10 protein-coding genes, 4 tRNA genes and 1 pseudogene are annotated in these 12,741 nt (G+C 63.0%); 8 read left to right on the top strand and 7 right to left on the bottom strand.

Annotated features, from left to right (window positions below; genetic code table 11):
- Positions 1–108: 108 nt before the first annotated feature.
- Entirely contained in the window at positions 109–1,287 is a 1,179-nt protein-coding gene (locus tag ACZ6YA_RS23340) for an MFS transporter (RefSeq protein WP_465899834.1), read from the bottom strand.
- Between the two features lie 148 nt (positions 1,288–1,435).
- Between ACZ6YA_RS23340 and ACZ6YA_RS23345 the strand changes: the two genes are divergently transcribed.
- The 3 genes from ACZ6YA_RS23345 to ACZ6YA_RS23355 all read left to right on the top strand — a co-directional run bounded on the left by ACZ6YA_RS23345 (position 1,436) and on the right by ACZ6YA_RS23355 (position 4,435).
- On the top strand, positions 1,436–2,167 hold the full coding sequence (locus tag ACZ6YA_RS23345; protein WP_465899836.1) for a GntR family transcriptional regulator: 732 nt from the start codon (positions 1,436–1,438) through the stop codon (positions 2,165–2,167).
- A gap of 133 nt (positions 2,168–2,300) precedes the next feature.
- Positions 2,301–3,575, top strand: a complete 1,275-nt coding sequence (locus ACZ6YA_RS23350; protein ID WP_465899838.1) for an MFS transporter — start codon at positions 2,301–2,303, stop codon at positions 3,573–3,575.
- A gap of 26 nt (positions 3,576–3,601) precedes the next feature.
- Positions 3,602–4,435 (top strand): amidohydrolase family protein, encoded by an 834-nt coding sequence (locus ACZ6YA_RS23355; RefSeq protein ID WP_465899840.1) that lies wholly within the window; start codon positions 3,602–3,604, stop codon positions 4,433–4,435.
- Between the two features lie 130 nt (positions 4,436–4,565).
- Here ACZ6YA_RS23355 and ACZ6YA_RS23360 read toward each other — a convergent pair whose 3' ends face one another.
- Together ACZ6YA_RS23360 and ACZ6YA_RS23365 are read right to left on the bottom strand one after the other, a co-directional pair.
- Positions 4,566–5,429, bottom strand: coding sequence for a methyl-accepting chemotaxis protein (locus tag ACZ6YA_RS23360; RefSeq protein WP_465899933.1), 864 nt, complete (start codon positions 5,427–5,429; stop codon positions 4,566–4,568).
- A 39-nt stretch (positions 5,430–5,468) separates the two neighbouring features.
- Positions 5,469–6,485, bottom strand: a pseudogene (locus ACZ6YA_RS23365) (methyl-accepting chemotaxis protein); the annotation flags it as partial.
- A 194-nt stretch (positions 6,486–6,679) separates the two neighbouring features.
- On the opposite strand from ACZ6YA_RS23365, the gene ACZ6YA_RS23370 reads away from it, so the two are divergent.
- On the top strand, positions 6,680–8,557 hold the full coding sequence (locus tag ACZ6YA_RS23370) for a 1-acyl-sn-glycerol-3-phosphate acyltransferase (RefSeq protein WP_465899842.1): 1,878 nt from the start codon (positions 6,680–6,682) through the stop codon (positions 8,555–8,557).
- A 10-nt stretch (positions 8,558–8,567) separates the two neighbouring features.
- Here the strand turns inward: ACZ6YA_RS23370 and sugE are convergent, their stop codons facing one another.
- The 3 genes from sugE to rdgC all read right to left on the bottom strand — a co-directional run bounded on the left by sugE (position 8,568) and on the right by rdgC (position 11,162).
- A complete protein-coding gene (sugE, locus tag ACZ6YA_RS23375) occupies positions 8,568–8,885 on the bottom strand; it encodes a quaternary ammonium compound efflux SMR transporter SugE (protein ID WP_465899844.1) in 318 nt (105 codons plus the stop codon).
- 211 nt (positions 8,886–9,096) lie between these two features.
- On the bottom strand, positions 9,097–10,062 hold the full coding sequence (locus ACZ6YA_RS23380) for a bile acid:sodium symporter family protein (protein WP_465899846.1): 966 nt from the start codon (positions 10,060–10,062) through the stop codon (positions 9,097–9,099).
- A gap of 179 nt (positions 10,063–10,241) precedes the next feature.
- The gene (gene rdgC / locus ACZ6YA_RS23385; protein ID WP_465899848.1) at positions 10,242–11,162 is read right to left on the bottom strand and encodes a recombination-associated protein RdgC; all 921 of its coding nucleotides are present in this window, start codon (positions 11,160–11,162) and stop codon (positions 10,242–10,244) included.
- A 205-nt stretch (positions 11,163–11,367) separates the two neighbouring features.
- Here rdgC and ACZ6YA_RS23390 point away from each other — a divergent pair.
- The 4 genes from ACZ6YA_RS23390 (at position 11,368) to ACZ6YA_RS23405 (ending at position 11,869) form a co-directional block, all read left to right on the top strand.
- Positions 11,368–11,443 (top strand) — tRNA-Val (locus ACZ6YA_RS23390).
- Positions 11,444–11,456: 13 nt separating this feature from the next.
- Positions 11,457–11,533, top strand: a tRNA-Asp gene (locus ACZ6YA_RS23395).
- Between the two features lie 169 nt (positions 11,534–11,702).
- Positions 11,703–11,778: transfer RNA gene (locus ACZ6YA_RS23400), tRNA-Val, on the top strand.
- A gap of 14 nt (positions 11,779–11,792) precedes the next feature.
- Positions 11,793–11,869, top strand: a tRNA-Asp gene (locus ACZ6YA_RS23405).
- Between the two features lie 80 nt (positions 11,870–11,949).
- Here the strand turns inward: ACZ6YA_RS23405 and map are convergent.
- Positions 11,950–12,726, bottom strand: coding sequence for a type I methionyl aminopeptidase (gene map, locus ACZ6YA_RS23410; protein WP_465899850.1), 777 nt, complete (start codon positions 12,724–12,726; stop codon positions 11,950–11,952).
- Positions 12,727–12,741 lie beyond the last annotated feature (15 nt).

The following is a 12,741-nucleotide window of genomic DNA, read 5'->3' on the forward strand; positions in this document are numbered from 1 at the left end:
CGAGGCGAAAACCGCGTCCAAGCCTCAAATGTGTAAACCATGTCCCCGGTTTACTATGTAAACGATGTCTCCGGTCGTACACCCGCGAAGAGGCCATCACAACCACCATCAACCCTTACGGGTGCCCAACCCATAGAAAACCCCTGCCAGTATCACCGACAACACCAGCAGATAGAAGATTGCCCCCGGCCACCAATGCCCCAGGGCAAACCCCACCATCACCGGCCCCAGCGCCGCACCCAGGTTGGACAGGTTCTGCGCGCCGTAGTACACCCCGCGCAGATGCTCCGGCGCGATCAGGTCGATGAACATGTACTCGGCCGGGATCACGATGATCTCGCCCAGGGTGAACACCAACATGGCCAGACACCAGGCCAGCACCGTCCCGGCGAGCGAGAAGCCCAATAGCCCGGCGATGAACAGCGCCATGCCGGCCAGCAGCCAGGGCATCAACTGCTGACGGCTGATGCGTTTGCCGATCAGGTATTGCAGGGCGATCACCGTCACGGCGTTGGTGGTCACCAGGTAACCGACCAGGCGCGCGGCTTCGCTGGCGCTGGTGGTCACCACCAAGTACTGCGACAGGTAGGCGGTGAACTGGCCGAACACTACCGCGCTGAGTACGCCGCCGAGGGTGAAGCACACCAGCCGGCGGTCTCGTGCCAACCCCAGCGCCACCTGGGCGAAGCCTGCAGCCGATTGCACCGGTGCGCTGGCCTGCAGCCCACGGTCTCCCAGGCGCCAGTAGGCCAGGCACATACTCAGGCCGATCAGCGCGGAGCCGATGAAGGGCAGGCGCTCGTTCAGTTCCAGCAGGGCCACACCCAGCAGTGGTCCGGCAGCATAACCCACGTTGCTCAAGGTGTACTTGATAGCGAACACCTCTGCCCGTTGTTCCACCGGCAGCAGCGCGCAGAAACCGGCCTTGGCAGCAATATCGACCACGGCCAGGGCCAGGTTGATCAGCACCAGGCACAGGAAGAACAGCAGTGCCGAACGGCTGGCGATGGCGGCGACGAAGGCGAGGGCAAAGACCAGGGTGCTGGCGCTGACCAAGGTGTGGTTGCGCAGGGTATCGACCAGGTGGCCGCCGTACAGGCTCAGCAAGGAAGCGACGATCAGCGCGCCGCCGATCAGCAGGCCGATGTGGCTGATCGACAGCTGGAAGTTGTCGGCCAGGTAGACAACCAGGTAGGGCAGGGTCAGGGCACGGGCCACGGTCAGGGTGAAGGTGGTGGCCAGCAGCAGGCGTACCGCTGCGGGGTAGTGCTTGAGGGCGGCGAGCATTGCCACGTCCTTGTTGTGGGGAATTGCCGGGGCTTGAGCATAAGGCAGCCCGATACAAGCGACCAGCGGAGGATTGACACCCTGTCGCGCTCGGGGAATACTCTCGCCAAATTCATATATATGTTTACATAACAAGACGAGAGCGAACATGCCCCCACTGTCCGGTGATGCTCGACTGCCCCGCTACCAACAACTGCGCGATCACCTGATCGAGCAGATTGCCAACAACCGCTGGCGCCCCGGTGAAGCGATCCCCACCGAGGCGGCGCTGGCGACCGAGTTCGACATGTCGGTCGGCACCGTGCGCAAGGCCGTCGACGTACTGGTAGCCGAAGGCGTGCTGGAGCGCCAGCAAGGCCGCGGCACCTTCATCCGCCGCCCGCAGTTCCAATCTTCGCTGTTCCGCTTCTTCCGTTTCGAAACCGCCAACGGTGAACGGGTGATGCCGCAAAGCCGGATCCTCTCCATCGAGCCTGTGCCGGCCCCGTCAGCAGTGGCCCAGGCACTGGGCCTGTCAGCCGAGGCCGAGGTCATCCGCATCGTCCGTACTCGTCTTTTGGGCGCCCAGCCGGTGCTGGCCGAAGAGATCTGGCTGCCGCGCCAGACCTTCCAGCCCCTGCTGGACGTCGAGTTGCAGAGCAAAGGCCCACTGCTTTATCCAATCTACGAAGAACTGTGTGGCCAGGTGGTCGCCTACGCCGAAGAAACCCTGACCGCCGAAGCGGTCGATGCGGTACAGGGTCGCTTGTTGCAACTGCCGGCCGACAGCCCGGTGGTGGTGATCGAGCGTCTGGCCCGTGATTACGCCGGCAAACCCTTGGAATGGCGCCGCTCGCGCGGCCATGCGCAGCACTTCCGCTACCGCATCGACATTCGCTGACCCGGCTATTTCGCCCCGTTACCCGTCTGCGCCGTTCTGCCACGGCGCAGTGGCTTCGCCTGCCCGGTCGCCAGCGTGCCATGAGCTTCGGCACGCCCGGCCGTAATACACACGACTAAGAAGGATAACAATCATGTTCAGCTGGTACCGCCAGATCACCTCACGGGAACGCAAGACGTTCTGGGCCTGCTTCGGCGGCTGGTCGCTCGATGCGCTGGAAGTGCAGATGTTCGGTCTGGCCATCCCGGCGCTGATCGCCGCGTTCTCTCTGACCAAGGGCGACGCCGGCCTGATCAGCGGCCTGACCCTGGTCACCTCGGCCATCGGCGGCTGGCTCGGCGGTACTCTGTCGGACCGCTACGGCCGCGTGCGCACGCTGCAGTGGATGATCCTCTGGTTCTCCTTCTTCACCTTCCTGTCGGCATTCGTCACCGGCTTCTATCCGCTGCTGTTCGTCAAGGCCATGCAGGGCTTCGGCATCGGCGGCGAATGGGCGGCCGGCGCGGTACTGATGGCCGAGACCATCAACCCGAAATACCGCGGCAAGGTCATGGGCACGGTGCAGAGCGCCTGGGCGGTGGGCTGGGGCCTGGCAGTCGGGCTGTTCATGCTGATTTACTCGCTGGTACCGGCAGACTACGCCTGGCGCGTAATGTTCTTCGTCGGCCTGCTGCCATCGCTGCTGATCATCTGGGTGCGCCGCAATGTGCAAGAGCCCGACAGCTTCCAGCGCCTGCAGAAAGAAAAGGCCATCCCCGTCAGCTTCTTCAAGTCCATGGCCGGCATCTTCCGCCCCGAGCTGCTGCGCGTCACCCTGCTTGGCGGCTTGCTGGGCCTGGGCGCCCATGGCGGCTACCACGCGGTGATGACCTGGCTGCCGACCTTCCTCAAGACCGAGCGCAACCTCTCGGTGCTGAACTCCGGCGGCTACCTGGCGGTGATCATCTTCGCCTTCTGGTGCGGTTGCGTGATCAGCGGCCTGTTGATCGACCGCATCGGCCGGCGCAAGAACATCCTGCTGTTCGCCCTGTGCTGCGTGCTGACCGTGCAGGCCTATGTGTTCTTCCCGCTGACCAATACGCAGATGCTGTTCCTCGGCTTCCCCCTGGGCTTCTTCGCCGCCGGCATTCCGGCCAGCCTGGGCTCATTCTTCAATGAGCTGTACCCGGCCGATGTGCGCGGCGCTGGGGTCGGCTTCTGCTACAACTTCGGCCGTGTGCTGTCGGCGGTGTTCCCATTCCTGGTCGGCCACATGAGCGAGTCCATGTCGCTGGGCAGTGCAATCGGCATCGACGCCGGCATCGCCTATGGCGTGGCCATGATCGCCGCGTTGTGCCTGCCGGAAACCCGTGGCCGCAACCTTGAGGCCACGCCAGCGCCAGAAATGGCTGGCGCTGCAGCCAAGTAACCTGACACTGATCCCGATTGAAAATCATGCCCGACGTTCCTGCTTCATTGATCACCGCCATCGACAGCCATGCCCACGTCTTCAGCCGCGGGCTGAGCCTGGCCAGCGAGCGCCGCTACGCGCCAAGTTACGATGCGCCGCTGGGCGACTACCTGGCCCAGTTGCAGGGCCATGGCTTCAGCCATGGTGTACTGGTGCAGCCCAGCTTCCTGGGCACCGACAACCGCTACCTGCTCAGCGCCCTGCAGACCGTGCCGGGGCAGCTGCGCGGGGTGGTCATGCTGGAGCGGGACGTCGAGCGCGAGACCCTGGATGAAATGGCTCGCCTCGGGGTCAGGGGCGTGCGCCTGAATCTCATGGGGCGGGCGTTGCCTGATCTGCGCGAGGCTGAGTGGCGGCCGTTTCTGGAGCGCATTGCCGAGCAGGGCTGGCACTTGGAATTGCATCGCCATGTGGCGGATATTCCGTCGCTGGTGCGGGCATTGGAGCCCTACGGGCTGGATATTGTCGTCGATCACTTCGGCCGGCCCGATGCGCGCCTTGGGTTGGGGCAACCGGGGTTCGCCGAGCTGCTGACGCTGGGGGGCAAGGGTAGGGTCTGGGTGAAGGTGTCCGGGATCTATCGCCTGGAAGGTACGCCGGAGCAGAACGTCGCATTCGCACGCCAGGCCCTCGGGGCGCTGGAAGCGCACTATGGTGCCGAGCGGCTGATGTGGGGGAGTGACTGGCCGCATACTCAGCATGAGTCAACGGTGAGCTTTGCCACGGTGGTCGAGCAGTTCGAGGCGCTGGGGTGCTCGACTGAATTGCGGCGGGCGCTGTTGGTGGAGACTGCGCGGGATTTGTTCGGGTTCGAGTGAAGGGTGTCAGTCCCGGCCTCTTCGCGGGGCAAGCCCGCTCCCACAGGTTCTCCACTGCCCTTGGATTCACCGGGATACCTGTGGGAGCGGGCTTGCCCCGCGAAGAGGCCAGGACTGACTGCCTAGAAAATCAGATTCGGAACCGGCTGATCATTGCCTGCAACTGTCCACCCAACCGCGCCAGCTCAACACTGGAAGCGGACGTCTGCTGGCTGGCCTCCGCCGTCTGCTCGGAGATATCCCTCACCGTCACCACGCTACGGCTGATCTCCTCGGCCACCGCACTCTGCTGCTCCGAAGCCGCTGCAATCTGCTGGTTCATCAGCTGGATACCCGACACCCGCTGGGTTATCCCCTCCAACGCCACACCCGCCTCACGCACCAGTGCCACACTGCTTGCGGTGAGGCTCTGGCTTTCTTCCATCAGCTCGCTCACCGAGCGGGTGCCTTGTTCCAGGCTGCCGATCGCCGACTCGATCTCCAGGGTCGAGGCCTGGGTGCGCTGGGCCAGGCTGCGCACTTCATCCGCCACCACGGCAAAGCCACGGCCGGCCTCGCCAGCACGGGCCGCTTCGATCGCGGCGTTAAGCGCGAGCAGGTTGGTCTGCTCGGCGACCGCCTTGATCACGTCCATGACCTTGCCAATGCGCTGGCTCTCATTGCGCAGCGCGCCCATGGCCTCGCCAGTGGCGTCCACCTGGCTGGCCAGGCGGCCGATCTGCGCGACGGCGCGGTTGACCACGCTGTCCCCTTCGCGTGCGTCTTCGTCGGTGGCACTGGCAGCCAGGGATGCTTCGCCGGCATTGCGCGCCACCTCGTGCACGGTGGCGGCCATTTCCTGCATTGCGGTGGCGACCTGGTCGGTTTCGATTTTCTGATTGTTGGCACCCGCGCTGGTCTGCTCGGTAATCGCCGACAGCTCCTCGGTGGCGCTGGCGATCTGCGAAATACCGTCGCGCACTTGGGCAATCAGTTCGCGCAGGTTGCGGGTCATGCCCTGCAGGGCATTCTGCAACTGGCCAACTTCATCACGGCGATGGCTGGCCGGTTGCTCGCTGAGGTCGCCAGTCGCCACCTGCTGCATGGCGCGCAGGGCCTGCTGCAAGGGAGCGCTGATCTGGCGGGCAATGACCACGGCGGCGAGGATACCGATCAGCAGCGCCAACAGCGTGGTTACCACCTGCAGGTTCTTGGCAAACTGGCTGTCGCTGACAACAGACACCGCCTGGGCGTCCAGCAACTGGCCGATCAGGCCATTGAGGCTGTCGATGTCGGCAGCCATGGCGCTGCGGTACTGGACTAGCTTGCTGACCTCACCCCGGAACGCCTCGACTGCCTCGGCATAGGTGCGAATTTGTTGCTGCAGCGTGGTGAACTGCTCGGCAAAGCTGCCATTGAAGCGCGCCACCAAGCCTGGCAGGTCATCGACTGTGGTAGCGATCTGCGCGTTCATCAGTTGTTCGGTATCGGCGTTGGTGTTCCCGGTGTAGCCGCGTACGTGGTAGCGCAGCAGGATGAGATTCTCGCGGATCTGGTTGGCCGCCTCGCTGCGCACGAAGCGCTGCTCGGCGTCGGGCAGGGCGCGGACCTGCTTGCGAATCGCTTCGATGCTGGCGAATGCGTTCGTGGCGAGGGCGCCCATTTCCTTCTGTGCCGCGCGCATTTTCTGATAGGACTGGAAGCTCTGCGCCTGGTTGGCGGCATAGCCGTTCAAGGTTTTCTCGGCGTTGTCGACCAGGGCCAGGCTCTGGGGTTTGACCAGGCTTCCGCGCAGCTTCGTCAGCGGTGCCTGAAAGGCCTGCAGCGCCGCTTGCAACGCATTGCCTTCGTTTTCCCCGCCATTGGCCATGGCATGGCGCAGGCGCGCTTCGCGCAAATCGCCGAGGGCATCGTTGAGGCGTGACACGTCGCTGACCACCTCGCTGCGCCGTACCAGGCTGCCAAGGCCGTCCCAGCTGATCAGCGACTGGACCAGGGTCAGGCACAGCACCAGGCCGAAACCGACGAAAAGCTTGTGGGCGATTTTCAGATCGCCGAACCAGGTAAACATAAACTGCTGAGCTCCTTTTCTTATGCGTTGGAGGAGACCGGGGGTCTATCCCTTCTGTCAGATATAGTCATCTATATGAATTATCGGCGGCTGCAACAAAATCTGAACGACGATTTCCATTAAATTCGGCAGACTTGTGGCTTCGCGCGCCCAGTGCGCCTCCAATGACTAAAGCCCCTCAGGGAACAAGGACGATGAGTCATTCCTCGCAATTCACTTTGCTCGGCAAGCGGCGGTTCCTGCCGTTTTTCATCACCCAGTCGCTGGGTGCCTTCAACGACAACCTGTTCAAGCAGTCGCTGATCCTGGCGATTCTGTTCAAGCTCAGCCTTGGCGATGGCGACCGCTCGATCTGGGTCAACCTCTGCGCGCTGTTGTTCATCCTGCCGTTTTTCCTGTTTTCGGCGCTGGGCGGGCAGTTCGGCGAAAAATTTGCCAAGGATGCGTTGATCCGCGCGATCAAGCTGGCGGAAATCGCCATCATGGCCATCGGCGGGCTCGGTTTCGTCACCGATCACCTGACGCTGATGTTGGTGGCACTGTTCGGCATGGGCACCCATTCGGCGCTGTTCGGCCCGGTGAAATACTCGATCCTGCCCCAGGCTCTGCGTGAAGAAGAGCTGGTCGGCGGCAACGGCCTGGTGGAAATGGGCACCTTCCTGGCCATCCTCGCCGGCACCATCGGCGCCGGGGTGATGATGACCAGCGACAGCTACGCCATGGTGGTCGCCGGTGGGGTGGTGGGGACCGCGGTGCTGGGCTACCTGGCCAGCCGCTGGATCCCGCGCGCTGCGGCCGTCTCGCCGCAGATGAAGCTGGACTGGAACATCTTCAAGCAGTCGTGGCTGATCCTGCGCATGGGCCTGGGGCAACCGCCAGCGGTGTCGCGCTCGATCGTCGGCAACTCGTGGTTCTGGTTTGTCGGGGCCATCTACCTGACGCAGATCCCGGCCTACGCCAAGGACTGGCTGCACGGCGACGGCACGGTCGTTACCCTGGTGCTGACCTTGTTCTCGGTGGGCATCGCCCTGGGCTCGCTGCTGTGTGAGCGGCTCAGCGGGCGCAAGGTCGAGATCGGCCTTGTGCCGTTCGGCTCGTTCGGCCTGACCCTGTTCGGCCTGCTCTGGTGGTGGCACTCCGGCGATGTGCCGGCCGCTGCGGCGCCGCATGATTGGCTGACCCTGCTGGGCATGAGCCAGGCCTGGTGGATATTGCTGTCGATCGTCGGCCTGGGCATATTCGGTGGCTTCTACATCGTGCCGCTGTATGCGCTGATCCAGGCGCGCACCGCCGAGGACCAGCGCGCCCGGGTGATCGCCGCCAACAACATTCTCAATGCCCTGTTCATGGTGGTGTCAGCAATCCTCACCATCGTCTTGCTGGGCGTAGCCGAGCTGAGCATCCCGCAGCTGTTTCTGGTGGTGTCGCTGCTCAATGTGTTGGTCAATGCCTACATCTTCAGGATCGTGCCCGAGTTCACCATGCGTTTCCTGATCTGGCTGCTCAGCCATTCGATGTACCGCGTAGAGCACCGCGATCTCGAACGCATTCCGGATGAAGGCGCGGCGTTGCTGGTGTGCAACCATGTGTCGTTCGTCGACGCGCTGCTGCTCGGCGGGGCGATTCGCCGGCCGATCCGTTTCGTCATGTACTACAAGATCTACAACCTGCCGGTACTCAACTTCGTGTTCCGCACCGCCGGCGCCATCCCGATTGCCGGGCGCAACGAGGATGCGGCCATCTACGAGCGCGCGTTCGCCCGCATCGCCCAGTACCTGGCGGCGGGGGAGGTGGTGTGCATCTTCCCGGAGGGCAAGTTGACCGGTGATGGCGAGATCGATGTATTCAGGGGCGGCGTCAGCCGTATCTTGGAGGAAACCCCGGTGCCGGTGATTCCGCTGGCGTTGCAGGGGCTGTGGGGCAGCTTCTTCAGCCGTGATCCGGGCAAGGGCTTCTTCAAGCGCCTGTGGTCGCGGGTGACCATCGTGGCTGGCGCTGCAGTCCCGGTGGACGCAGCGCAGCCGGAGCTGTTGCGCGAGCAGGTTAGCCGCCTGCGCGGCGACCTGCGTTAAACGGCGATGGTCAGCTGGCGCTGACCTTCAGGCCAACCAGGCCGCAGATGATCAGCGCCACACTGACCAGCCGCACCAGGGCCATGGACTCGCCGAACAGGATGATCCCGGCGATCACCGTGCCCACGGCACCCACGCCGGTCCAGATGGCATAGGCGGTGCCCAACGGCAGCTCTTTCATGGCCAGGCCCAGCAGGCCGAGGCTGATGACCATGGCGCCGACGGTGAGCACGGTGGGAATGGGGCGGGTGAAGCCGTCGGTGTACTTGAGGCCGACAGCCCAGCCGACCTCGAACAGGCCGGCGAAGAACAGGATGATCCAGGACATGAGAGTGTCTCCATCGTTTGAATGATGGGGCCGTCCCCGGAGTGATAACGCAACGCGTTGTGAGGCCGTCCTCACGCTGGGCACTATGGTGCACATCTTCTGATTTTCGGGCAAGTCAGTGCGGGCCTCTTCGCGGCTAAAGCCCCTCCCACAGGGATAGCGGCTCACCGGTGGGAGCGGCTTTAGCCGCGAAGAGGCCGGTATTGCACCCTCAATTGCGCGCCGGTTCCGCGCTTTCAAGCTTAGATGAAGGTTCCTCCATGCGCCGGAACCAAGTGGAAAGCAGTGCCCCGGAAATATTGTGCCAAACGCTGAACAGTGCACTCGGCACCGCCGCCAGCGGCGAGAAGTGCGCGGCTGCCAACGCCGCCCCCAACCCCGAGTTCTGCATGCCTACCTCCAGCGCCAGCGATTTGCGCTGGGCCAGCGGTAGTTTGCAGAACTTGCCGGTGAGGTAGCCCAGCAGGTAACCGAAACTGTTGTGCAGCATCACCACCGCCATGATCAGCAGGCCCGATTCGGCGATTTTCGCCTGGCTGGCCGCCACCACCGCACAGACGATCATGACGATGCTCACCACCGACACCAGTGGCAGCACCTGCACCGCCAGTTGCACCCGCGCGCCGAGCAGGCGCTGGGCCAACACGCCGAGCACGATCGGCAGCATCACCAGTTGCAGGATCGACCAGAACATGTCCATGAAGGACACCGGCAACCAGGCCGAGGCGAGGAACCAGATCAACGTCGGGGTCAGCAGCGGCGCCAACAAGGTGGTCACCGCAGCGATCGCCACCGCCAGCGCCAGGTCGCCCTTGGACAGCCAGACCATCACGTTCGAGGCCGTGCCGCTCGGGCAGCAGCCGACCAGAATCACGCCGACAGCGATTTCCGCCGGCAGCTGGAACAGCTGACAGAGCAGCCAGGCCATGCCCGGCATAATCACGAAGTGCGCGACTACGCCGAGCGCCACGCGCCAGGGCTGACGGGCGAGGGCGGCGAAGTCGTCGAGCTTGAGGGTCAGGCCCATGCCGAACATCACTAACCCCAGCAGCGGCACGATGGCGACCTTGAGCGCGATGAACCATTGCGGTTGCAGAAAGGCCAGGCAGGCGAACACCAGCACCCAGAGGGCGAAGGTGTTGCCGACGAAGCGGCTGAAGGCGGCGAGGGCGCGCATGGTTGATCCTTCTTTTGAGTTTTTATTGATTTCACTGGCCTCTTCGCGGGCAAGCCCGCTCCCACAGGAACCCCACAGAATTTGAATGCTGTGGGGTTCCTGTGGGAGCGGGCTTGCCCGCGAAGAGGCCGGTGCTGACCCAGGATATCTTCCAGCTCAGCGTCGGCCAATCATGCAAATCAGACCCCTTGCGGAATCTCTTCCCCACCCAGTGCCTCGAACAGCACCGGCAGGAATTCACTGAAGGTCATCATCATCAGCAGGAAGCTGGCATCGAACTGCTGCGCGGCTTCATCACCGCCGTCCTGCTCGGCCTGCTCCTGCAGCAACTCTTCGAATTTCAGGCGCTTTATGACCATCTTGTCATCGAGTACGAATGACAGTTTGTCCTGCCAGGCTAGGGCCAGTTGAGTAACCACCTTGCCAGTGCTCAGGTGCAGCTGGATTTCCTCGCCGGTCAGGTCCTGGCGCTTGCAGCGCACGATGCCGCCATCTTCGGCGGTGTCGCGCAGTTCGCATTCGTCCAGGACATAGAAGCCTTCGGCGGCCTGTTGCGACTTGACCCAGTCGGTCATGGTCGCGGTCGGGGCGATCTTCACGGTGGCAGGACGCACCGGCAGCGAGCCCATCACTTCGCGCAGGGTCGACAGCAGGTCTTCGGCACGCTTGGCGCTGGCCGAGTTGACCAGGATCATGCCCAGGCGTGGGGCGATGGCGGCGAAGATCATCGAGCGGCGAATGAACGCGCGCGGCAGGAACGCCTGGATGATCTCGTCCTTGATCTGGTCGCGTTCCTTCTTATAGACCTTGCGCATCTGCTCGGTCTCGATCTCTTCGACTTTCTCCTTGACGGCATCGTTGACGACGCTGCTCGGCAGGATACGTTCTTCCTTGCGCGCGGCAATCAGCAGGAATTCGCCGCTGACGTGCACCAGGGGAGCGTCTTCGCCTTTGCCGAAGGGCGCGACGAAACCGTAGGTGGTCAGCTCCTGGCTGGCGCAGGGGCGGGCCGGCTTGCTGGCCAGGGCGGCTTCCAGCGCTTCAGCCTCGAACGGTACTTCCTGGGTCAGGCGGTAGGACAGCAGGTTCTTGAACCACATGTGGGGGAATCTCTCCTTAATGCATAAGGGGGGCATTATTCTCCGCGCAGCCGTTCCAGGCCAGCCCTGTCATAGGGCCAGCAGCTATATAACGGCAGACTGCGCTAGGTCGTTGAAAGGGCTGAGAATTTTTTTTTGAAAAGTTGAAAATTGTGCTTGCCAGGGTGGCAGCCCGTCCGTAGAATGCGCGCCACACCGAGACGAAGGGTGATTAGCTCAGCCGGGAGAGCATCTGCCTTACAAGCAGAGGGTCGGCGGTTCGATCCCGTCATCACCCACCACTCGATGTATAGCGCAGCGGTAGTTCAGTCGGTTAGAATACCGGCCTGTCACGCCGGGGGTCGCGGGTTCGAGTCCCGTCCGCTGCGCCATATTCAACTTCCAGGGCCCACTGAACACCCGGAAGTAACAAAGAAAGCGACCTTAGGGTCGCTTTTTTTGTGCCTGCAATTTGCGGTTGGGAGTCTTTGCAAAAAAGTTGCATCAATGGCTTGCCATGACGCCGCTTCCTCCGTAGAATGCGCGCCTCACCGAGACGAAGGGTGATTAGCTCAGCCGGGAGAGCATCTGCCTTACAAGCAGAGGGTCGGCGGTTCGATCCCGTCATCACCCACCACTCGATGAAATAGCGCAGCGGTAGTTCAGTCGGTTAGAATACCGGCCTGTCACGCCGGGGGTCGCGGGTTCGAGTCCCGTCCGCTGCGCCATATTCAACTTCCAGGGCCCACTGAACACCCGGAAGTTACAAAAAAAGCGACCTTAGGGTCGCTTTTTTCATTTCGGAGCCTTATTGGCTGCGCTCTTCTTCGCGCAAGGTCAGCACCTCGACCCCATCCTCGGTCACCGCCACGGTATGTTCCCACTGCGCGGACAGCGTGTGGTCGCGGCTAATCACCGTCCAGCCGTCTTTCAACGTCCGCGTACCGCGCCCGCCCTGGTTGATCATCGGCTCGATGGTAAAGACCATCCCCGGCTTGAGCTTCATGCCCATGCCGCGTTGACCGAAATGCAGCACTTCAGGCCCTTCATGCATCTGCTGGCCGATGCCATGCCCGCAATACTCGCGCACCACGCTGTAGCCGGCGGCTTCGGCATGGACCTGGATGGCATGGCCGATGTCGCCCAGCGTTGCGCCGGGGCGCACCTGGGCAATGCCTTTCCACAGCGCCTCGTACGTGGTGTCGACCAACCGCTGGGCATCCTCGGTGATGGCGCCAAGGCTGTACATCTTCGATGAGTCGGCAATGTAACCGCCTTGTTCCAGGGTGATGTCGACGTTGATGATCGAACCTTCCTTGAGCACCTCATCGGCTTTTGGCATCCCATGGCAGACCACATGGTCCACGGAAGTGTTGAGCGCGTAGGGAAAGCCGTACTGGCCCTTGCTCGCTGGACGTGCCTTGAGGGTGTCGACGATGAAGGCTTCGGCGTGGTCGTTGATCTGCATCGTGGTCACGCCGGGGCGGATGAAGCTATCGAGGTCGGCGAACACTCGGGCCAGCAGCTGGCCGGCGTTGCGCATCAGGTCGAGTTGGGCGGGGGTCTTGAGGATCACCTGGGACATGGGGGGAGGACAGTA

This window comes from Pseudomonas sp. NPDC090752 (genome assembly GCF_055584805.1).